This window comes from Mycobacterium sp. AT1, from assembly GCF_002043095.1.
In the GTDB taxonomy this organism is placed as follows: domain Bacteria; phylum Actinomycetota; class Actinomycetes; order Mycobacteriales; family Mycobacteriaceae; genus Mycobacterium.
Map to the genome: position 1 here is coordinate 105,643 of NZ_MVOC01000007.1, position 19,581 is coordinate 125,223.

The 19,581-nt window shown below is 67.9% G+C and carries 17 protein-coding genes; 5 read left to right on the plus strand and 12 right to left on the minus strand.

Annotation, left to right across the window (positions count from 1 at the left end; genetic code table 11):
• Window position 1: 1 nt before the first annotated feature.
• Window positions 2-301 (plus strand): thiamine-binding protein, encoded by a 300-nt coding sequence (locus B1790_RS03675; protein ID WP_056554259.1) that lies wholly within the window; start codon window positions 2-4, stop codon window positions 299-301.
• Here B1790_RS03675 and B1790_RS03680 read toward each other — a convergent pair.
• The 3 genes from B1790_RS03680 to B1790_RS03690 form a co-directional block, all read right to left on the minus strand.
• Entirely contained in the window at window positions 258-1,805 is a 1,548-nt protein-coding gene (locus tag B1790_RS03680) for a carboxyl transferase domain-containing protein (RefSeq protein ID WP_079921848.1), read from the minus strand. The two genes, B1790_RS03675 and B1790_RS03680, sit on opposite strands and share 44 nt — an antisense overlap.
• Window positions 1,802-2,995, minus strand: a complete 1,194-nt coding sequence (locus tag B1790_RS03685) for a CaiB/BaiF CoA-transferase family protein (RefSeq protein WP_079921849.1) — start codon at window positions 2,993-2,995, stop codon at window positions 1,802-1,804. The genes B1790_RS03680 and B1790_RS03685 overlap by 4 nt, the downstream gene beginning before the upstream one ends.
• A gap of 155 nt (window positions 2,996-3,150) precedes the next feature.
• Window positions 3,151-4,524, minus strand: a complete 1,374-nt coding sequence (locus tag B1790_RS03690; RefSeq protein WP_079921850.1) for an SLC13 family permease — start codon at window positions 4,522-4,524, stop codon at window positions 3,151-3,153.
• Window positions 4,525-4,680: 156 nt separating this feature from the next.
• Between B1790_RS03690 and B1790_RS03695 the strand changes: the two genes are divergently transcribed.
• On the plus strand, window positions 4,681-5,388 hold the full coding sequence (locus B1790_RS03695) for a FadR/GntR family transcriptional regulator (RefSeq protein ID WP_079921851.1): 708 nt from the start codon (window positions 4,681-4,683) through the stop codon (window positions 5,386-5,388).
• A 3-nt stretch (window positions 5,389-5,391) separates the two neighbouring features.
• On the opposite strand, the gene B1790_RS03700 is transcribed toward B1790_RS03695, so the two are convergent.
• The 6 genes from B1790_RS03700 to B1790_RS03725 all read right to left on the minus strand — a co-directional run bounded on the left by B1790_RS03700 (window position 5,392) and on the right by B1790_RS03725 (window position 10,144).
• The gene (locus B1790_RS03700; RefSeq protein WP_079921852.1) at window positions 5,392-6,291 is read right to left on the minus strand and encodes a DMT family transporter; all 900 of its coding nucleotides are present in this window, start codon (window positions 6,289-6,291) and stop codon (window positions 5,392-5,394) included.
• Complete coding sequence (locus B1790_RS03705; RefSeq protein ID WP_233164916.1) at window positions 6,288-7,253, minus strand: tripartite tricarboxylate transporter substrate binding protein; 966 nt, start codon at window positions 7,251-7,253, stop codon at window positions 6,288-6,290. The genes B1790_RS03700 and B1790_RS03705 overlap by 4 nt, the downstream gene beginning before the upstream one ends.
• On the minus strand, window positions 7,250-8,140 hold the full coding sequence (locus tag B1790_RS03710) for an SDR family oxidoreductase (protein WP_079921853.1): 891 nt from the start codon (window positions 8,138-8,140) through the stop codon (window positions 7,250-7,252). The genes B1790_RS03705 and B1790_RS03710 overlap by 4 nt, the downstream gene beginning before the upstream one ends.
• Before the next feature lie 125 nt (window positions 8,141-8,265).
• On the minus strand, window positions 8,266-8,802 hold the full coding sequence (locus B1790_RS03715; RefSeq protein WP_079921854.1) for a cysteine hydrolase family protein: 537 nt from the start codon (window positions 8,800-8,802) through the stop codon (window positions 8,266-8,268).
• 56 nt (window positions 8,803-8,858) lie between these two features.
• Window positions 8,859-9,134, minus strand: coding sequence for a hypothetical protein (locus B1790_RS03720; RefSeq protein ID WP_079921855.1), 276 nt, complete (start codon window positions 9,132-9,134; stop codon window positions 8,859-8,861).
• Complete coding sequence (locus tag B1790_RS03725) at window positions 9,131-10,144, minus strand: iron-containing redox enzyme family protein (RefSeq protein ID WP_079921856.1); 1,014 nt, start codon at window positions 10,142-10,144, stop codon at window positions 9,131-9,133. Before B1790_RS03725 ends, B1790_RS03720 begins: the two co-directional genes overlap by 4 nt.
• Before the next feature lie 110 nt (window positions 10,145-10,254).
• Here B1790_RS03725 and B1790_RS03730 point away from each other — a divergent pair, with 110 nt between their 5' ends.
• The 3 genes from B1790_RS03730 (at window position 10,255) to B1790_RS03740 (ending at window position 12,198) form a co-directional block, all read left to right on the plus strand.
• On the plus strand, window positions 10,255-10,515 hold the full coding sequence (locus tag B1790_RS03730; RefSeq protein ID WP_079921857.1) for a hypothetical protein: 261 nt from the start codon (window positions 10,255-10,257) through the stop codon (window positions 10,513-10,515).
• A 190-nt stretch (window positions 10,516-10,705) separates the two neighbouring features.
• Window positions 10,706-11,536: a L,D-transpeptidase family protein gene (locus B1790_RS03735; RefSeq protein WP_079921858.1), complete on the plus strand. Its 831-nt coding sequence runs from the start codon at window positions 10,706-10,708 to the stop codon at window positions 11,534-11,536.
• 188 nt (window positions 11,537-11,724) lie between these two features.
• On the plus strand, window positions 11,725-12,198 hold the full coding sequence (locus B1790_RS03740; protein ID WP_079921886.1) for a hypothetical protein: 474 nt from the start codon (window positions 11,725-11,727) through the stop codon (window positions 12,196-12,198).
• Between the two features lie 85 nt (window positions 12,199-12,283).
• On the opposite strand, the gene B1790_RS03745 is transcribed toward B1790_RS03740, so the two are convergent.
• From B1790_RS03745 to B1790_RS03755, 3 genes are read right to left on the minus strand one after another with little or no spacing between them, the layout of a single operon-like run.
• Window positions 12,284-13,135: an ABC transporter permease gene (locus B1790_RS03745; protein ID WP_079921859.1), complete on the minus strand. Its 852-nt coding sequence runs from the start codon at window positions 13,133-13,135 to the stop codon at window positions 12,284-12,286.
• A complete protein-coding gene (locus B1790_RS03750) occupies window positions 13,135-13,986 on the minus strand; it encodes an ABC transporter ATP-binding protein (protein WP_079921860.1) in 852 nt (283 codons plus the stop codon). Before B1790_RS03750 ends, B1790_RS03745 begins: the two co-directional genes overlap by 1 nt.
• The gene (locus B1790_RS03755; RefSeq protein ID WP_079921861.1) at window positions 13,986-19,520 is read right to left on the minus strand and encodes a type I polyketide synthase; all 5,535 of its coding nucleotides are present in this window, start codon (window positions 19,518-19,520) and stop codon (window positions 13,986-13,988) included. Before B1790_RS03755 ends, B1790_RS03750 begins: the two co-directional genes overlap by 1 nt.
• Window positions 19,521-19,581: the final 61 nt, after the last annotated feature.

A 19,581-nucleotide genomic window follows, 5' to 3' on the forward strand; every position in this document is an offset into this window, starting at 1 on the left:
CATGATCGTCGCGTTCAGCCTCAGCCCATCCGCCGGTGACGACACGGGAGGCGTCCACGAGGCGGTGGCCGAGGCCGTTCGCGTCGTACGCGCGTCCGGGCTGCCCAACGAGACCAACGCGATGTTCACCAACATCGAAGGCGAATGGGACGAGGTGATGGCCGTCGTCAAGCAGGCCGTCGACGCCGTCGCCGCCGCCTCGCCCCGGGTGAGCCTGGTGCTCAAGGCCGACATCCGCCCCGGTTACACCGGGCAGCTCAGCGCGAAGGTGCAGCGGGTGGAGGAAGCGCTCCAAGACTGACTGCAGCTGCCGAGCCGTATCCCACCCGGTTGAACCGCTTGGCCCTGGCGATCATTCGCATGTCCCCGTCCTGGGCGATCAGCTCGGCGAGTTCTCGATGCAGGGCTGCGCCCACCCGTTCGCAGAACTGCTGTGCCTCCTCGGCCGCGTCGGGACGCTCGGGGATGATCAGGTCGACGATTCCGGCCCGCCGTAGATCCACCGATCGGATTCCCTGCCGGTCTGCCATCTCGGCGGCGTGGGCGACGTCGCGGTGGACGATGGCACTGGCGCCCTCCGGCGGAAGTGGGGAAAGCCACGCGTGCTGGGCCGCCAGCACGCGGTCGGCAGGCACCAGCGCGAGTGCCCCTCCCCCGGTGCCCTGCCCAAGCAGCAGTGACACCGTCGGGGTGTCGAGGTCCACCATGTCGGCGATGCACCGCGCGATCTCGCCGGCGAGCCCGCCCTCCTCGGCGTCCTTGGACAGCGCCGCGCCCGCGGTGTCGATCACGGTGACCAGCGGCAGTTGCAGGTCCTGCGCCAGGCGCATCCCGCGGCGCGCCTCCCGCAAGGCGGCGGGTCCGAGCGGGGTGGTCGGCGTCTGACCGCGCCGGTCCTGGCCTAGCAGCACACACGGCACGTCCCCGAAGCGCACCAGCGCCAGGATCAGCCCCGGATCCGATTCGCCCTGCCCGGTTCCGTTGAGCGGCAACACGTCTGCGGCGGCGTTGAAGAGGAGTTCGCGGACGCCAGGACGGTCGCTGCGCCGCGACGCCAGCACCGACGTCCACGCGGGCACGTCCTCGACGTCCCAGTCTGGCGGGTCGGCCACCAGCCGGCGGCACCGCGGCGCGTCGGTCATGATGCGCAGCGCGCGGTCGACGATCTCGCCGAGTTGCTCGGGCGGCCGGACCGCATCGATGAGACCGTGAGCCTGCAGATTCTCCGACGTCTGCACGCCACGGGGGAACTGGTCGTCGTAGAGCGCCTCGTACACGCGCGGTCCCAGGAACCCGATCAGCGCGCTGGGTTCGGCGACGGTCAGGTGTCCGAGTGATCCCCACGACGCGAACACCCCGCCGGTGGTCGGGTGGCGCAGATACACGAGGTACGGCAGGTGAGCCGCCTTGTGCGCGGTGATCGCGGCGGTGATCTTGACCATTTGGAGGAAGGCGACGGTGCCCTCCTGCATCCGGGTTCCCCCGGAGGTGGGCAGCGCCAACAGCGGCAGCCCCTCGGCGGTCGCCCGGTTGATGGCCGTGACCAGTCGGTCGCCAGCCGCCACGCCGATCGAGCCGGCCAGGAAGGCGAACTCGCTCAACAGGATTGCGACCCGCCGGCCGCGGATGCTCACCGCCCCGGTGAGGACCGATTCGTCGAGGCCGGTCTTGGCTCGGGCAGCCGCCAGCTCGTCGGCGTAGGCCTGGTCGACCGGATACTCCACGGCTGGCGAGTCCCAGCATTCGAAGCTGTCGGCGTCGGCGACGACCTCGAGCAGCTCGGCCGCACTCAGCCGGGTCGTCACACCGCCTCCTTCAGCCAGGCCCGTACCAGCTCGTCGTCGCCGCCCAGCACCGGCGGCGAAAGGTGGTGCGTCTCGGTGACTTCGGTGCCGTCGGCGTCGAAGAAGCGCAGCGGGGGGCCGGGCAGGGTGACCCGGCCCAGCGTCGGATGGTCGACGTCGACGAGCAGCCCTTGAGACTTGGTTTGCTCCCACTCGTACACCTCTTGCACGTTGCGCACCTTGCCCGCCGGAACGCCCATCCCGTCGAGCAGTTTTAGCAGCGGCTCGGTTTCCCAGCCGCCGAACAGCTCGGAAACCAACTCGATCACCGCCAGACGATTGCCGACCCGCTGCGGGTTGGTGGCCATTCCGTCGCGGTCGGGGTCGACGCCGAAACCCTCGCAGAAGCGGTGCCACAGACCTTCGCTGCCCACCGAGATCTGCACTGCCCCATCGGCGGTCGGGAACAGGCCGTACGGGCAGATCGACGGATGGTGGTTGCCTTGGGCTTCGCCGACCTCGCCGGCCACGGTCCACTTGGTGCCCTGAAAGGCGTGCACGCCGACGACGCTGGCCAGCAACGACGTTCGCACCACCCGGCCGCGGCCGGTGCGGTCGCGCTCGCGCAATGCGGCGAGGACGCCGAACGCGCCGTACATGCCTGCGAGCAGGTCGGCGATCGGAACACCCACGCGCTGAACGTCATCGGGTCCCGAACCGGTGAACGACATGAGGCCGGCCTCACCCTGGGCGATCTGGTCGTAGCCCGACCGGCCGCCTTCCGGGCCGTCGTGACCGAACCCGCTGATGGACAGGACGACCAGTCCGGGGTTGAGTTCGGCGAGCCGTTCGGTCGAGAAGCCCAGGCGGTCCAGCACGCCGGTCCGGAAGTTCTCGAGCAGGACGTCGGCCCGGCGCACCATCTCCTCGAGGGCCTCCCTGCCCTCGTCGGTCTTGAGGTCCAGCGCAATCGACCGCTTGTTGCGATTCGCCGACAGGAAGTAGGTGGATTCGCGTTCGGCGTCCTTGGGTTGCACGAAGGGCGGGCCCCAGGACCGGGTGTCGTCCCCGCCCTTGGGGCTCTCCACCTTGATGACGTCGGCGCCGAGGTCGCCCAGCATCATGGCCGCGTGCGGGCCGGCGAGCGCCCGCGTCAGATCGACGACCACGGTCCCGCTCAGCGGACCCGTTCTCCCTGAGTTGAGTGGCATGACGCGATCCTCCCGTTGGATTGGTGACCTAGTGGCCTAGCCAATTATCAACGTAGCGGTAGCCGGTGTCAATGCCAAGATTCCCAGCTCAACGGCCATTTCGACGCACGAAACGGCGGCACGCGTTACCGCGTGCCGCCGTCGTGATCATGGGATCAGAGCCAGCCGGGGACCACCAGGATCGCCCACGCGACGGCCGGTCCGATGACGACCACCAGCGCGCTGTACTTGAGGATCTGCTTGTAGAACACGTCTCGGTCGACGCCCTGGGCGTTCGCCAGCACCAGCGCGCCGTTGGTCGAGAACGGGCTGACGTCGACGATGGTCGAAGCAATGGACAGTGCCACGATGACGCCGATGGCACCGACGTCGCCGGCCAGCAGGAACGGGACCGCGAGCGGGATGGTGACGCCGAGGATCGCGGTCGACGAGGCGAAGGCCGAGACGATGGCGCCGATGTAGCACAGCAGCAGGGCCACCAGAAGCGGAACACCAAGGCTTGCAACGCCGTTGCCCACCCATTCCACGGTGCCCGCCTCTTGCAGAACCCCGACGAAGGTGAGGACGCCGCCGATGAGGAGAACCGTCGACCAGCTGATCTGGTTGATGGCACCCTTCTGAGCCTTTGGCGACGCGAGCGCCAGGATCACCGCGACGGTCATGGAGACGAACCCGACGTCGAGGTCGAGAATCAGCGAGAACACCGCCAGGGACACGAGTCCGACCAGGGTGAGGATCTGCTCGAACGTGATGGCCTTGACGGCGGTGGCCAGCGGCGGCGCCTTCTCGGCGGTGACCGCCTGTGAGGGGGACTTGGTGGTGGTCGTGCCGAACCCGCGCATAACCGTCGTCGGCGTCTTGCCGCCGCCCACCGACCCGGTGTCGTCGATCGCACGGGTGCCGTCCTCGTCGTGCACGCTGCGGCCGATCAGCGAGCGACCGCCGAGGAAGACGAACAGCAGGACACCGATGGCGGCGTTGAACAGCAGGCTGCCGAGGAAGAGGGTGAGCGGGCTGTTCTCCAGCCCGGCCTTGGACGCGATGTTGTTGACGGTGACGCCGTAGATGCTGATCGGCGAGAAGCCGCCGGCCTGGGCGCCGTGGACGACCATCATGCCCATCAGCAGCGCGTTGATCTTGTACCGAGCCGCGAAGCCGAGGGCGATGGGGGCGACGATGGCGACCGCGGCGGGTCCGAGTGCCCCGATCGAGGTCAGGACGCCGGTGATGCCGAACATCACCCACGGGATGAGCGCGACCCGTCCTCCGACGAGGCGGACCGCTCCCCTCACCAGGAGGTCGACCGTGCCGTTGTTCTGCGCGATCGCGAAGAGATAGGTGATGCCGACCAGGGTCAGGAACAGGCTGCTGGGAAAGCCGCCGATGATCTGGTCGGCGTCCATTCCGACCGCGACGGTGCCGACGAAGAACGCCGCCACGAAGCCAAGGGCGCCCATGTTCACCGGCAACACGGTGGCCGCGATGAACATGACGGCCAGCGCCAAGATCGGTATCAGTTCGGTGGGCATCTCGATCTCCGCGTCGTCGGGTGGCTAATTGGCCTAGCCACTGGGTCACTTGCAGTGAAGCAGTGAAGCAGGTCACTGTCAATCCCGGGTGTGGCGGCCATCATGTCAAACGGCGGGCTATCGTGTGGTCCAGAGGAACAGAGAGTGAGTGACACAGTGGCTGAGCAAATCCGTCCCGTGGCCCGGCCCCGGCTGTACGAAGTCATCGTCGAACAGCTCTGCGAGCACATGGCCAACCGCGACATGCAGGCCGGCGAACGCCTGCCCCCCGAACGTGAACTCGCGGCTCAACTCGGCGTCAGCCGGGCGTCACTGAGTCAGGCCCTGGTGGCGCTCGAGGTGCAGGGCATCCTCTCGGTGCGACACGGCGACGGTGCGGTCCTGATCCGCCGCCCGGTCGGCGACTCGGCCATCCGCGCGCTGCGCGAACACGCCGACCGGCTTCCGGAGGTGATCGAGGCCCGTGAGGCGCTCGAGGTGAAACTGGCCGAGTTGGCCGCCGAGCGTCGCAGCGACGCCGAGATGGCCGCCATCGACGACGCCCTGGCGATCATGGACATGGAGATCACCGAGGGTGAGCGCGGCGTGTCCGGTGACGAACACTTCCACCGGGCGATCACCGCTGCCGCGCACTCACCGCTGCTGGCCCGACTCATGGGCGAGATCGCCGAGCTCGTTCGCGAGACGCGCATCGAGTCGCTGTCACAGTCGCAGCGACCGCGCGCGTCACTAGAGGGTCACCGACGCATCGCCGAGGCGGTGCGCAGGCGCGATTCGATGGAAGCCGGTCGCGCCATGGCCGAACACATCCGCCTGGTCTCCGACGTCGCCTTGCTCCGCGACGGCGACGGCCGCGGCGCCTGAGGATCACTCCCGAACGGGTTGCCGCCCTTGGCGTCTCGCGCGAATTGCGACGAGGCCTCCCCCGATCACCAAGGCCATTCCGCCATAGGTGACCAGGGTGGGCGGATGGTTCCAGAAGATCCAGTCGGCGACCGCGGTGAAGACGATGACCGAGTAGATGAACGGGCCCAGCTTCTCGGCGGGGGCGTAGCGGTAGGCCAGCACGATGAGGGTCTGCGACGACAGCTGCGCCAACCCGAGCCCGATCAACCAGGGCCAGGCCGCGGGCGGGATGGGCCGCCAGTCGAGCGCCGCGATGGGCACCGACAGCAGCGTCGAGAGCAGGAAGAAGTAGAACAGCACCCGGAGGATGGGCTCGGTCGCGCCGAGCCACCGCACCGACATCATCGCGACGGCCAGCAGGAGCGCACCGGCGAACGCCGCCAATTCGCCGACGTCCACGCGGTGGCCTTGGGGTTGCAACACCAGCACCACGCCGGCGAAACCGACGACCGCCCCGACCCACGTCGCGGTCGCCACCCGTTGGCGCGTCACCACCCAGGCGATCAACGGCATCCACAGCGGGGCGCTGTAGGTCAGCAGGGTCGCATTGGCCAGCGGAATCCGCGCGATCGCGAAGAACAGCGCGTACCAGCAGGCGGTGCCGGCGACCGCCCGCAGCACGTGCAGACCGATCTTGTCGGTGCGCATCGACGTCCAGCCACCGCGCATCACCACCGGAATCACGAACAGCAGACAGATCGCGTTCTGGAAGAGCAGCAGCACCCCCGTCGAGGTGTACTGGCCGGCCACCTTCGCCAGCGTGCCGACCATCGCCACGCAGAAGAAGGCCGCCGTCGTCAAAAGTGCGCCGAGAGCCAGGTTTTCGGGTCGTCGACCCACGCTGGTCTCGGCGTCCGTCACCGGCGAGCCGCCTGCAGCGCAGCCTCGACGTCGGCCTGGGTCTCGGCAAGGAAGGCCTGGAACTCCTCGCCCACCATGAACGTCGTGGTGAACTGGCTGCGCGCCGCGGTGTCCTTCCACGTCGCGGTGTCCACCATCTTGGCCAGTGCCTGCTGCCAGTACTCGACCGCGTACGCCGGCATGTCCGGCGGACCGTAGAGACCGCGCCAATTCGACAGCGTGACGTCGAGCCCCTGTTCCCTGGCGGTGGGCACGTCCAGTCCGGGCAGCCGGTCCTCGGCCAGGACGCCAAGTCCCTTGAGCTCCTTGGTCTTCACCTGGCCGATGAACTCGCTGACCCCGCCGATGGCGATGCCGATCTCGCCGCCGGCCAGCGCGGCACTCTGGTCGCCGCCACCCTCGTGGGTGACGTAGTGGATGGACGACGGATCGCCGCCGGCCGCGGATACCAGCAGGTCGAACGGAGCCTGGTCGTCGAGGGCGGCACCGACCGCGACGCGGGACGGATCGGACTTGATGGCCGACATGACGTCGCCGAGGTCTTGGTATGGGGCGTCGGGTCGGGTGACGACCATGAAGTACTCGGTCATCAGCCGGGCGATCATCGTGACGTCCGCGTAGCCGTACTTGGACGTGCCGCTGAGCTGGTTGGTCATCATCGACAGCGACGTCACCGAGATCTGGTCGTCGGCACCGCGGTACTGGTCGACCATGGTCGCCAGGAAGTCCGCCCCGCTGTTGCCCGGTCGGTTCTGCACGGGAAGTGGCACGTCGACGATGCCCTCCTTCTGCACCGAATCGACGACCGCGCGAATGGTCAGGTCGAAGCCGCTCCCCGGCGAGGCGCCCGCCGTCATCGTCACAGGTCCCGCGGGATAACCGTCAGCGGATGCGGAACCCTGGCAACCCGTCATGAGCAGACACGCGGCGAGCACGGCGAAGAGGGCGGATCTTGGCGTCAACGGTGTTCTCCTGATGTGGGATTGGCAACCTCGGCCGGTTGGGCTCTGGCGTTCATGCGGTCGGTCTCGCGTTCCAGGACGGCGTTGAGCATCCGGGGTGCGACGACGTCGAGGGCGCGCAGCGCGAGGGCCTTGCGGGGCGCAATGCGGATCGGCCGGGTCTTGGCGGCGGTCACCAGCCACTGTGCGGCCTCCTCTGCCGAGAGCGCGGCGATGCCGTCGTACACCCGGGTGGGGGCGATCATCGGGGTGGCCACCAGGGGGTAGTAGACCGTCGTGGAATGCACGCCCGCGTGCCCCCACTCGGTGTCGACCACGCGGCTCACCGCGCTCAACGCGGCCTTGGAAGCGTTGTAGGCGGCGAACATTGGTGACGATTCGGGCAGCACGCGCCACGTCGCGACGTTGACGATGTGGCCGTCGCCGCGTTCCAACATCCCGGGGGCGACCCCGCGAATGAGCCTCAGCGGCGCGTAGTAGTTGAGCGCCATGACCCGTTCGACGTCATGCCACCGTTCCAGGGACTCGATCAGCGGCCTCCGAATGGACCTCGCCGCGTTGTTGATCAAGATGTCAACGGGCCCAGCGGCGTTCACGACGGCGTCGACCTGGTCCAAATCGGACAGGTCGGCCGCCATTGCGGTGGCGTTCCCGCCACCGGCGGTGATCTTCTCGACGACGTCGGCCAACACGTCCGCTCGACGGGCGACCGCCACGACCGTGGCACCCTCGGCGGCGAACAGCTGCGCGGCAACCGCACCGATTCCCGACGACGCGCCGGTCAAGAGCACCCGTTTGCCGCGCAGATCGATCGACGTACGCGAGGGCCAGCGCGGCACCGGACGCATGCCTGCCAACCGCATGGCCCTCTTGAACTCGGGGATCACGGGGCGACGACTGCGAACGCGTTGTCCCGTGTCATCCAGATGTCCGATCCCCCGCGGTGGCTACTGTTGGGAAACAGTAGATGACGCGCCGCGGCAATTTGCGGTTGCGTGAAAATCGGTGCGGGTCAGATGCATTCCGCGGCGGGCAGCAGGGTGGCCGCCATGTTCTGCTCCATCATCTTCAAGGCGGCCTTGCCGAGCTCGGTGTCGATGTGCGCCACCGCATCCGGGGGAATCACCACGTCGAAGTGCCGCACGTAGGCGTCCAGGGCGGTGTAGAGAATGCACTGCTCGGTCACCTGCCCGGTGATGACCACCCGCTCGGTTCCGAGCCTGCCAAGCAGGTACCCCAGCGGCGTCGAGTAGAACGCGCTGTGACGCACCTTGGTCAGCATCCTGGTGTCCGGCGCCGGCACGATCGGCCCGACCAAGTCCGGCCGTCGTCCGGCAAGCGCCGCGTTGACGAGGTCGCGGTGGTCGGCGGTGAAGTCGCCGTAGTTGTCGTTGACGTACACCACGTCGACGTCGTCGGAGTCGTTGGCGCGCTTCAACAACGTCGACAACGGCTCGATGGTCGGCTCCACGTTCGGAATCAGGAGATCGGCGTCGGGATGCTCGTAGGCGTTGAGCACGTCGACGACGAGAACGACTGTGCCACTCATGATCTAGCGCTTACCCCGACGCGTCGGGCACAAACGGCGACCCGAGGGGTCGGCGATCATTCCTCCGTGGCGGTCGGGCTCTGCGCGGACTCCCACTTGGACTCCATCGACCGCTGCACGACCGTGTCACCGGGCAACTCGACGTCGAATGTCTGCCCGTCGTCGGTCTCGACGGTCACGGTGAACGTCGCATGCTCGGACGTGTCGGGAGCGTCTACGAAGACCACCTTGTACTGACGCTCCCCCGCGCGCTCGTCACCGGGTACGTCGAGTGTGACGAGGTCACCGGGTGCGACCGCGTCGATTCGCGCGTCGTCGGAGATGCCCGTCATGACAGCGGCGTCCGCAGAGACGATTCCCCAGCCGTCCAGCGCGACATCATGTGCGCGGCCAGCCGCTCCTCGACCACGTCGAAGGCCCGCATGCCGAAGACCACGTCGGACTCGAGGTGCGGCTCACGCTTCACCAGGTCCGCGACCACGTCGGTGCGGACGACCTGCTCGTGCACGGCGTCGGCCTCGACGTGTTCGCGGTAGAACCGAACGCAGGGCTCGGGTGCCTTCATCCTTCTCAGCGCGTCGACGAGCCGAGCCGACCCCGGCGACGAGGTGATCTCGGTGGCGGCGAAGTGACCGACGGCGGCGCCGCGGAATTCCCGATGCAGCCCGAATAGCGACATCACGTTCACTACGGCCAGCGCCTCGGCGGGCACGGCAGCCAGATAGTTCAGATAGCGCGAATCGAGTCCCGCCGCCTCCAGTAGGTCGCCGAAGAGCTGCTGGTGCGCGTGATCGGCTCGGCCACCACCGAATTCGTCGAATTCCACCGCCACGAAGGCCGCCTTCGCCGCCCCCGACAAACGAGGAATCGCCCACGCGTGTGGGTCGCCCTCCTTCAGGTGGTAGATCGACCGATGCACGAAGTACTCCCGCACCTGCTCCCACGTACCCTCGTCGCGCAGGTGGTAGGACAAGCCCGTCCCGTCGACCGGCGTGGTCGACAGGTCGGCCATCTCCTGCTCGGCCGAGGCGTCGACGATGCCGATCTCCTGCTGCAGCGCCGACAGGAAGGCGTCTTCGAGGCGGGCCCGCAGGTGCAGTACGCCCGGGTCCCACTCCCAGCGCGGTTCGACGTCGGCGAATCCGCGATAGTGGAGCTCGTAGCAGACGTAGAGGGCCAGTTGCAGGTCGCGACCCCACGGCGAGGAATCGCCGACCGGCGCGTCGACCGGGATGAAACTGCGCCGCGGCGCCCGGCACTTCAGGTGTGCGATGACGGCACCGGACAGTGGGCCGGCGGCGGTCGGAAGTTCGGGCTCGAGATACGTGGCAGGTGTCGTCACTTTTGTCGGTTACCCGGTGGTGGAGCGCATAAACGGAGGTGTTGCGTAGAGTCGGCTGCATCCCTCGGCGCTCGCATCAGCGCGGCGTCCATGATCGGAAGCGGACGGCGATGACGACAGCGGACGAAGTCGACGACGCTCAGATCAGTGAGATCGTGGAGCAGGAGTTGGCCACCGCGGTCGCGGATCCCGATCCGGTCTTCGTCGTCTACATCGAATACGACGGCGACGAATACACCTCGGCGCACACGTCCCAGGAGGGCGCGGAGACCCGCGTGCAGGAGACGGCGGCGCAGTGGGGTTTCGCCGACGTCCTCGGCACCGACCAACTGACCTACCGCATCACGAAGGTACCGCTCGAAACACCCTGACCCCTCCGGCGTGTCGTCGACGACTCGCCGCGAGCTTGGTTGTGATCGCCAGCGGACCCATTTGAATTTGCTGGCCGTATCCGAAGCGTGACGATTCCTTCATCGAATTGCTCATGCGCGCGCATATCCCGAATCGACATGGCACCCCTACGATCAATTGACAACCATGTAATTTAGAAAGTCGGGAGCCATGCGTCAGGTGTTTCGGTGTGTTCTGGCAATGATCGGAGCCAGCACACTCGTTGCTGCGGCGCCCGTGGGCACCAGCACGGCGGCGGCCGCTGCGCCGACCATTGCGTCGGTGCTCCCCGCCAGAGGCGAGGTGGTTGGCGTCGCGCATCCGGTGGTGATGACCTTCAGCACGCCGGTCGCCGACCGGCTCGCCACCGAGCGCTCGCTCGACGTGAAGTCGTCGCCTGCGATGACGGGCACGTACGAATGGCTGAGTCCCACCTCCCTGCAATGGGTGCCCGACAGGTTCTGGCCGGCGCACAGCACCGTCGCGCTTTCGATGGGTCGCTTCAAGACCGAATTCGTCACGGGCGCCGAGGTAGTGGGGATCGCCGACCTCACGGCGCACACGTTCACGGTCCGCATCGACGGCGTCGACACGGGACCGCCGTCCGAGGTTCCCACCCCGCACCACCGACCGCACTGGGGCGAGCCGGGCGTACTACCAGCGTCGATGGGTAGGGCCGAGTACCCGACACCGGTAGGCACGTACACCGTCCTCGGCAAGAACCGGACGGTGTTCATGGATTCGAGCAGCGTGGGCATCCCCGTCAGCGCCCCCGACGGATACCAAATGGACGTCGACTTCGCCGTGCGGATCACCAGCCGTGGCCTCTTCGTCCACTCCGCTCCGTGGGCAGTCAACTCAATGGGGTACGAGAACGTCAGCCACGGCTGCATCAACCTCAGTCCCGAGGACGCCGAGTGGTACTACAACACCGTCAACGTTGGCGACCCGGTGATCATTCAGGAGAACAGCATCGAAGTCCCGCGAACGGTGACGCGATGACCGCGCTGCGCGGGTTCGCGGAATGGGCGGCCGCGGGACGTCACCGTTTGGATACGACACGGCGTGGTCGTGTCTCCAGTACGAATTTGCTGCCGATAATTGACAGTGTCGTCGGTCGGCAGCAGCAGGGCGATTCGCCGCTTTACAACAAATGTGGAATGAGAACGAAAATGAAGGAGTCGACGTCGATGACGATCTTGGATCGATTCAACATCGGGTTGGTAGGGGCCGTTGCTGGGTTGTGCGGGGTCGCCATGGGTCTGAGCCCCGGCGCCTCGGCCGCCCCATTCGCAACGGGTGGCTACGAGTGCGTCGCGCCGGCGGCTGGCGGCGCCGCTCCCGCGGCAGGCGGCCCGGCCGTCTGTGCCCCGGTGGCCGACATGGCCGGTGTACCGATGGGTCTGCCGGGCCCGCCGCCACCGATCGCACCGCCGCCCGTGGTGCCGCCGATCGCACCGCCACCCGTCGTGCCGCCGCTCGTCCCGCCGCCCATTGTCCCGCCCATCGTTCCGGCCGCCGCACCACTGGCACCCGCGGTCGGCGGCATGGGTGGGCTTGGCGGCTACGGCGGCAAGGGCGATCCGATCCTTCCGCCCGCCGCGGGTGCACCGGCTCCCGGCCAGCCGATCCTGCCGGGTCCGGCCGCCAGGGGTGCAAGCTAGCCGTTCGTCACCGATGGGTCGTGAACCGCGCGCAGTTGCCGCGCCGTTCACGACCCGTCGTGCGTACTGGTGCGGTGAGGGCGGCTCACCGCTCGTCCGACCACCGGAAGACCGCAAGGCAGCCGATCAGGCCGCCGACGCTCCACGCCGTCAGCATCAGGAAGATCCGCCAGTGCTCCCAGCTGCCTGCCGGCTCGAAGACGACCATCTCCGGCGGCAGGAGCACCGAGCGAAATCCTTGGGCCATCCACTTGATCGGGAAGATCGAGCCGATGGTCAGCATCCAGGCCGGCAGCACGACGAGTGGCACGTAGGTTCCCGAGACGAACTGCAGGGCCACCGACGGCCCGTTGGTGATGACCGCGGCCGACACGGCGTTGCTGGCATAGTTGCTGATGAAAATGCCCAGCAGGGAACAACTTACGGTGCCGAGGACGAAGACCCACGTCAACGTGAACCATCCGGCGGGGTCGCTGGGCAGGTGCAGGTCGAACACGAGCACCCCCACCGCAAGGAGGATCACCGCCTCGGCGAAGCTGACCACCGCGACCAAGGCGATCTTGCCGACGAAATACGAGGTCGCGGTCGTCGGCGTCCCGCGGAGTCGCCTCAAGCCGCCCGTGTCGCGGTCGGCGGCGATGCTGATGCCCAAGTTGATGAACGACGTCGACAGAATCCCGTAGGCCAGCATGCTGGCCGCGATCACCGATCCGGTGCTGGTACTGCTGCCGGGCAACGTCGCGGTGAAGATCGAGCCCAGCAGTATGCAGATCACCGCAGGCATCGAGAACGTCAGCGCCACCTGCTCGGGCCTGCGGTAGAACATCTTCAGCTCGGGAACCACCCGCGACAGCCCGATTCGCAGCGCCGACGGCAACGGCGCCTCCGCCGCTGGCGCACGGTGCCGCGGCGCGACCTGGTCTCGCTCGACCGCCATCAGCCCTGACCAATCAGGTGCAGATAGGCGTCCTCAAGCGTCGGCCGGGTGATCGTCAGCTCCGACAGTTCGGTGCCATCCTGACTGCGCGCCTTGACGAGATCGGTTGGCCGGTCGGTCTTCTCGACGTGAACGCCGTCGGCGTCGACCCACCGCACCGTGGCCGCCGCGCTCACGTGACCCGTCAGCTTGGTCGGCGAGTCCACCGCAACCACCCTGCCACCGACGATCACCGCGACCCGGTCGGCCAACGCGGCGGCTTCCTCCAGGTAGTGGGTGGTCAGCACGATGGTGGTGCCGTCGGCGGCCAAGAGCCGAATGAGATCCCAGAACTGGCGCCTTGCCTCGGGGTCGAACCCCGTCGTCGGCTCGTCGAGGAACAGCAGGTGGGGCATCCCGACGATGCCAAGCGCGACGTCGAGCCGACGCCGCTGGCCTCCCGAGAGCGTCCGCACCCTCTTGCCTGCGACGGCGTCGAGCCCGACGAGTTCGAGCACCTCACCCGGAGGGCGCACGGTGCCGTAGCAATTGGTGAACATCCGGACGGTCTCCGCCACGGTGAGCATTCCGGCGTCGCTGGCCTCTTGCAGGACGATGCCCACCTTGGCCCGCCAGTTGCGGCCCGCCGTCCCGGGGTCCTCCCCCAGTACCCGCACCTCGCCGGCATCACGCTTGCGGTTGCCCTCGAGGATTTCGATCGTGGTCGACTTGCCCGCGCCGTTGGGACCGAGGATCGCGAAGATCTCGCCGTAGTCGACGTCGAGGTCCAGGTCGCGAACCGCCGATAGTCGCCGATAGGACTTGGCGAGACCCCGCACCCGCACCGCAGATGACTTGTCCGCCTGCGTCATCAGCGACCCGGTTCCTGCTCGGCGGACTCGTCATCGAGCTCGAGAAGCAGTCGCCGAAGGTCGTCATCGGACAACGCGTCGATCAGGCCGTCGAGGTCGTGGGCGTCGTCGCCGGCGGGTTCGGCCGGCGCTTCGGCGACCGCGGTGTCCGCGCCGTGGAGTGAGTCGACCTCGGCGAGTACGCGGACGGCCAGCGAGTCCACGCTCACGCCGCGGAGGATTTCGAGCACCGGGAGGTCGATGGCGAAGGTCGTGTTGATTCGGATCCGGAAGTCCATGGCCATCATCGAGTCCAACCCGACGTCGTCGAGGATGTCGTCGGGCTCGATGTCGTCCACGGCGCAGTCGAACACGCCTGCGACGGTGCGCCGCAGCTGATCGGTGACCACGCCGAGCCGCTCGGGTTCCGGCAGACCGGCGAGCAGCTCCAGCATCGACGAAGTCGAGTCGCCTTCGAGCAGTGGCACTTCGGTTGCCTCGAGTTCGGCGAACATCTTCGGCAACCCGGCGCTGAACCCCACCTGGCGCGCTCGACCCCAGTCCGCGGTGATCGCGATGACATGCGGTGTCTTCTGGTTGATCAGCCGGTCCAGGATGCGGGCGCCCGCCGACGGGGTTATCAGCTCGATGCCACGGTGTGCGTAGACCTTCTCCAATCGCAGTTCCTCGACCATTCCCACCGACCACGGGCCCCACCCAACGGTGAGCGCAGGCAGACCCTGCGCCTGGCGGCTGTGGGCGAACGCGTCGAGGAATGCGTTGGCCGCGGCGTAGTTGCCCTGTCCGGGCGACGCGATCGCCGACCCGGCCGAACCGAACATCACGAAGAACTCCAGATCGTGGTCTCTGAAGGTGTCGTGCAACGCCCGGGTGCCGATCATCTTGGGCGCCAATACCTTCGCGAAGTCGTCCTCGCTCATGTTCATCAGCAGTTGGTCGTGAACGGTGCCCGCGGCATGGATGATACCGCGGACGGGCCTGCCATCCTCGCGGACGTGGTCGGCCAACCACGCCTGCACTTGCCCAACGTGGGTGACGTCGACGCTCGCGGTGCTCACCCGCGCCCCGAGTCGTTCGACGGCCCGGATCGCGTCGACGGTCGCGAACTGGTCGTCGCCCTCGGCCAGCGTCGACCACGTGTTCCGCGGGGGAACCGCACTCCGGCTCAGCAGCACGATGTGCCGGGCCCCGCGCTCGGCGAGGTAGGTCGCCACGGTGCGGCCAAGCGCACCGACGCCACCGGTGACGACGTAGGTCGCGTCGGGGGTCAGTGTGGTCGGGAAGGCCTTCGTCAGGCTCTGACTGACGCGGATCCGGGGCACGAAGACGTCACGACCACGGATCGCGATCTGGTCCTCCGGATCCTGCGCGAGGACGTAGTCGACGACACGCGAGGCGGTTTCGCCCGCGTCGTCGGCGTCGTCGACGTCGACCAAGCCGCCCCACCGCTCGGCGAACTCGTGATGGCCGATGACTCGTCCGAGCCCCCACACCGCGGCCTGGTCGGCGACGCACGAGGCGGTTCCCGGTGCCGCCTGCGCGTTGGCCGTGACGAGGTACAGCCGGGGTGCGACGGTGTCGTGCGCGGCGAGTGACTTGACCAGCCGCAGCACCGTGAAGACGCCCAGGTGCAGATTCGCGTCGGCGGTCGCCGGGTCGGCGGGGTCGGCGACGACGTCGACTGGCCAGCAGTCGACGACGCCGGCGAGGTCGGCGTCGCGGTCGAGGTGCGTGGTCACGAGCTGCGACAGCTGTTCGGCGCGTTCGGGATTCACCACGTATCCGCCGTCGACCTCGGTCAGCGCGGCGACGGACCCGTGGGCCACCGTGCGCACGCGGTGGCCACGACCGCGCAGCGTCTCCGCGATCGCGTTGCCGACGCCGCCTTCGTCGACGAGGACGAGCCAGCATTGATCCTCCACCGCGGGCCCGACGGAGGTGTCGTCCTTCTCGACCCAGTGGATCTCGTAGAGACCCTTGTCGACGCGCTCGGGTGACATGCGGGACGAAGAGCTCAGCGACTCCACCGTGAAGCCGTCGAAGACCGCGAGCGCTTCGCCGAGCTGGTTCCTGACGGTGATGTCGGCTTCGATGCGGTCCGTGGTCGCCGAGACGACCCGGACGTCCACCGTCATCTTCGCCTCGGGCGGCGCGTAGACGGCACTGTGCCGAATCCGGGCAGGCAGAAACGGGTCGGACGGCCCGTCTTGGCCAAGAAGCATTGTGCCGAAGAGTGTTTGGAACGCACCGTCGACGAGCGCGGGATGGAAGCGATAGTCGACGAGTTCGTCGGCGATCGTTTCCGGCACGGCGAGCCGGGCAACCGACCAGTCCGTACCGCCGACGATCTCGGTGACGGGACGGAACGCCTCGCCGTAACCGAAGCCGAGGCCCTCGGTCCTGGCGTAGAACTCGTCACCGGAGGTGGGGATCACCTCGTCAGCAGGGACGTCATGGCGGCCGGGTGCCGTGGGCAGCGCGCGCAGTGCGGCGGTGGCGGTGATCGTCCACTTGACCTCCCCGTCGGGCGTCGCGGTGAACGCGGCGAACTCCAGGGTGCCGTTGTCCTCGTTGAGCGTGGTCCGCATGATGGGATCGCACGTCTCGTCGAGGATCACCGCACGAAGGAACTCGAGATCGTCGACGGCGAGGTCGGTGCCGTAGTGCTCCCTCGCGGCGGCCAATGCCATCTCGACGTACACCGCCCCAGGCACGACGACGCTTCCCTGGACCTGGTGGTCGGCGAGGAACGGGAAGTGGGATGCGCTGAGCTCGGCTTCCCAGGACGGCCGCACGCCGCTGACCGGTTGGCCAAGCAGCGGATGGACCGGATCGAAGTGCAGGTCCTCCGACGCCTCCGGTGTCTCGTTCCAGTAGCGCTTGTTCTGCCACGGATAGGACGGCAGCTTCACGCGTTGCGCAGCCCCGCGAGGGTGCACCGCGCCCCATGCCACGTCGTGGCCGTTGCAATGCAGTGCGCCAAGGCAATTCAGCAGGGTCCGGCCGTCGTCGTCGTTGCGGCGCTGGGCGGCGAGGACGAGCGCCTTCTCGGTTCCGGCGGTCTCGAAGATCGACGCCGCCAGCACGGGATGCGGGCCCAGCTCGACGAAGTGGGTGTAGCCGTCGTCGAGCATTCGGCGCAGGGCGGGCTCGAAGAGCACCGTCGCGCGGGTGTTCTGCCACCAGTAGGCGGCGCCTGCGGTGTAGCCGTCGAGCCGCTCGCCGGTGACCGTCGAGTAGAGCGGAATCGTGGCCTGGTTCGAGGACAGTCCGTCGAAGGCGTCGAAGAGCTCGTCCTTCACCAGATCCATGTAGTGGGTGTGGTACGGAACCTTCACGGCGAGATGGCGATTGAACACCTGAGCGTCGTCCAGCTGGCGGGCGAGGTCGTCGAGCACCTCGGCGTCGCCGGCGACGGTCACCGCCGACGGACTGTTGATCGCGGCGATCGACACTCGCCGGGTGAACTCGTCGAGAGTCTTCTGGTCGACGGTCGCCATGAGCGTCTCGGCGTCGAGGCCGACGGCGAGCATGCGACCCATCCCGCTGGTGCGCTGTTGAAGTCGGCTGCGGTGGTAGATCACCCGCACGGCGTCGGAGAAGCTCAGCAGCCCGGCCAGATGATGGGCGGCCACCTCGCCTGCACTGTGCCCGACCACCGCGTCGGGACGGATTCCGAAGTGCTCGAGCTGCGCCGCCAGCGCGACCTGGATGGCGAAGTTGGCGGGTTGCGCGAACTCCGTCTCCCCCATCCGCGTGCTGGCCTCGTCGCGCCGAAGTTCCTCCAGCAGTGACCAGTCCGCGTACCGGGACAACTCTCGGTCGGTGCGCTCCATGCTCTCGGTGAAGACGTCGAACACGCCGAGCAGCCCACGGCACATCCCCCACCACTGGGGGCCCATGCCGGTGCAGACGAACGCGAGCTTCGGTGGGATGGGGTTGGTGCGTCCTGCGGAGATCTGGCCGCCGTCGGCGAGTGCCTGCAGCTGGTCGAGCGCGTCGGTGATCCCGTCGGCGATCAGCGTGTGGCGGTGGTTCAGGTGGGCCCGCCGTTGCCCGAGGGTGTACGCGAGATCGGCCAGCGTGACCTCGGGATGGTTGCCCACGTGCTCGGCCAACTGGCGGGCCGTCGCCACCAGAGCCTCCTCGCTGCGCGCAGAGATCGGCAGCACCGTCAACGGCACTGTTGCCGAATGAGTTTCGGCATCGGTCTCGGCGGCGACGGGCGGTTCGGCGAGCACGACGTGGGCGTTGGTGCCGCCGAATCCGAACGAGTTGACCCCGGCAATGCGCCGCTCGCACTCGGGGAAGGGGCGACCCGTCGTCGGAACGTCGATGCCCAGCTCGGCGAGGTCCAGATCGCCACTGGGAGTGTGGAAGTGCAGGTTGGCGGGGACGAAGCCGTGCTTGAGCACCAACGCCGTCTTGATCAGCCCGGCCACCCCCGCGCCTGCCTCGAGGTGTCCGATGTTGGTCTTCACCGAGCCGATGAGCAGAGGTTCGCCTGCGGGCCGCCCCGCGGCGAGCGCGCTCGCCAGGGCGCGCATCTCGACGGGATCCCCGACGGGCGTGCCGGTTCCATGCGCCTCGACGTAGCCGACGTCGGCGGGTTCGACGCCCGCCTTGCGGAGGGCGTCGACGATGGCGGCTTCCTGGGCCTCCTTGCGGGGCACGGTGATGCCGTCGGTGTGGCCGTCCTGCGACACCGCGGTGCCGAGAATCTGGGCGTAGACCTCGTCGCCGTCGCGCACCGCCTGCGCGAGGGGTTTGACGACGACGACCGCGCCGCCCTCCCCCCGTGCGTAACCGTTGGCGGATTCGTCGAAGGCCTTGCTACGCCCGTCGGGGCTGAGGAACCCGCTCTTGGACTCCGCAATCGCGGTGTTGGGTCCCAGCATGACGTTCACGCCGCCGGCGAGGGCGACGTCGCATTCGCCGTTCCAGATGGCCTGCGCCGCCAGGTGAACCGCGACGAGCGAACTCGAACAGGCGGTGTCGATCGTCATGCTCGGCCCGCGGAAGTCGAAGGCGAACGAGATTCGATTCGCCAACATCGTCATCATCATTCCGGTCGACGAGTGGGTCTTGAATCGGTAGCGACTGGTGCGGCCCTGGTTCTGCAGGAGTTGGTAGTCCAGGGTGAAGCCGCCGATGAACACGCCCACCCGGGTGCCGGCCAAGGAGTCGGCGGGGATGCCCCCGTCCTCCAGCGCCTCCCAGGTGGCCTGCAACAGGAGGCGCTGCTGCGGGTCGAGCAGGTGGGCTTCCCGTGGGGAGATGCCGAAGAACTGTGGGTCGAATTGGTCGACCTCGTCCAAGAATCCGCCTCGGCGGGTGACCATCTTGCCGACCTTGCCCGGATGCGGGTCGTGGAAGCGGGCGGCGTTCCAGCGCGATTCGGGCACGACGCGCGTGGCGTCGGTGCCGCTGCACAGCAGGTCCCAGTAGCTCTCCGGGGAGTCGACGGCACCGGGCAGGCGGCATCCGATTCCGACGATCGCCAAGGGTTCGTGACCGCTTCGTTCAGCCAGCATGTCGTGTCCTTTGCCCCCACCATCTGTGTTGAATCACGAAAGGTTGCCCTGCCGCTCACGC

Excerpts from the sequence above, each read along its gene's own strand:
- B1790_RS03675 (WP_056554259.1), top strand. The coding sequence starts at position 2 with ATGATCGTCGCGTTCAGCCTCAGCCCATCCGCCGGTGACGACACGGGA.
- B1790_RS03685 (WP_079921849.1), bottom strand. The coding sequence starts at position 2,995 with ATGCCACTCAACTCAGGGAGAACGGGTCCGCTGAGCGGGACCGTGGTC.
- B1790_RS03690 (WP_079921850.1), bottom strand. The coding sequence starts at position 4,524 with ATGCCCACCGAACTGATACCGATCTTGGCGCTGGCCGTCATGTTCATC.
- B1790_RS03715 (WP_079921854.1), bottom strand. The coding sequence starts at position 8,802 with ATGAGTGGCACAGTCGTTCTCGTCGTCGACGTGCTCAACGCCTACGAG.
- B1790_RS03720 (WP_079921855.1), bottom strand. The coding sequence starts at position 9,134 with ATGACGGGCATCTCCGACGACGCGCGAATCGACGCGGTCGCACCCGGT.
- B1790_RS03730 (WP_079921857.1), top strand. The coding sequence starts at position 10,255 with ATGACGACAGCGGACGAAGTCGACGACGCTCAGATCAGTGAGATCGTG.
- B1790_RS03735 (WP_079921858.1), top strand. The coding sequence starts at position 10,706 with ATGCGTCAGGTGTTTCGGTGTGTTCTGGCAATGATCGGAGCCAGCACA.
- B1790_RS03740 (WP_079921886.1), top strand. The coding sequence starts at position 11,725 with ATGACGATCTTGGATCGATTCAACATCGGGTTGGTAGGGGCCGTTGCT.
- B1790_RS03745 (WP_079921859.1), bottom strand. The coding sequence starts at position 13,135 with ATGGCGGTCGAGCGAGACCAGGTCGCGCCGCGGCACCGTGCGCCAGCG.
- B1790_RS03750 (WP_079921860.1), bottom strand. The coding sequence starts at position 13,986 with ATGACGCAGGCGGACAAGTCATCTGCGGTGCGGGTGCGGGGTCTCGCC.
- B1790_RS03755 (WP_079921861.1), bottom strand. The coding sequence starts at position 19,520 with ATGCTGGCTGAACGAAGCGGTCACGAACCCTTGGCGATCGTCGGAATC.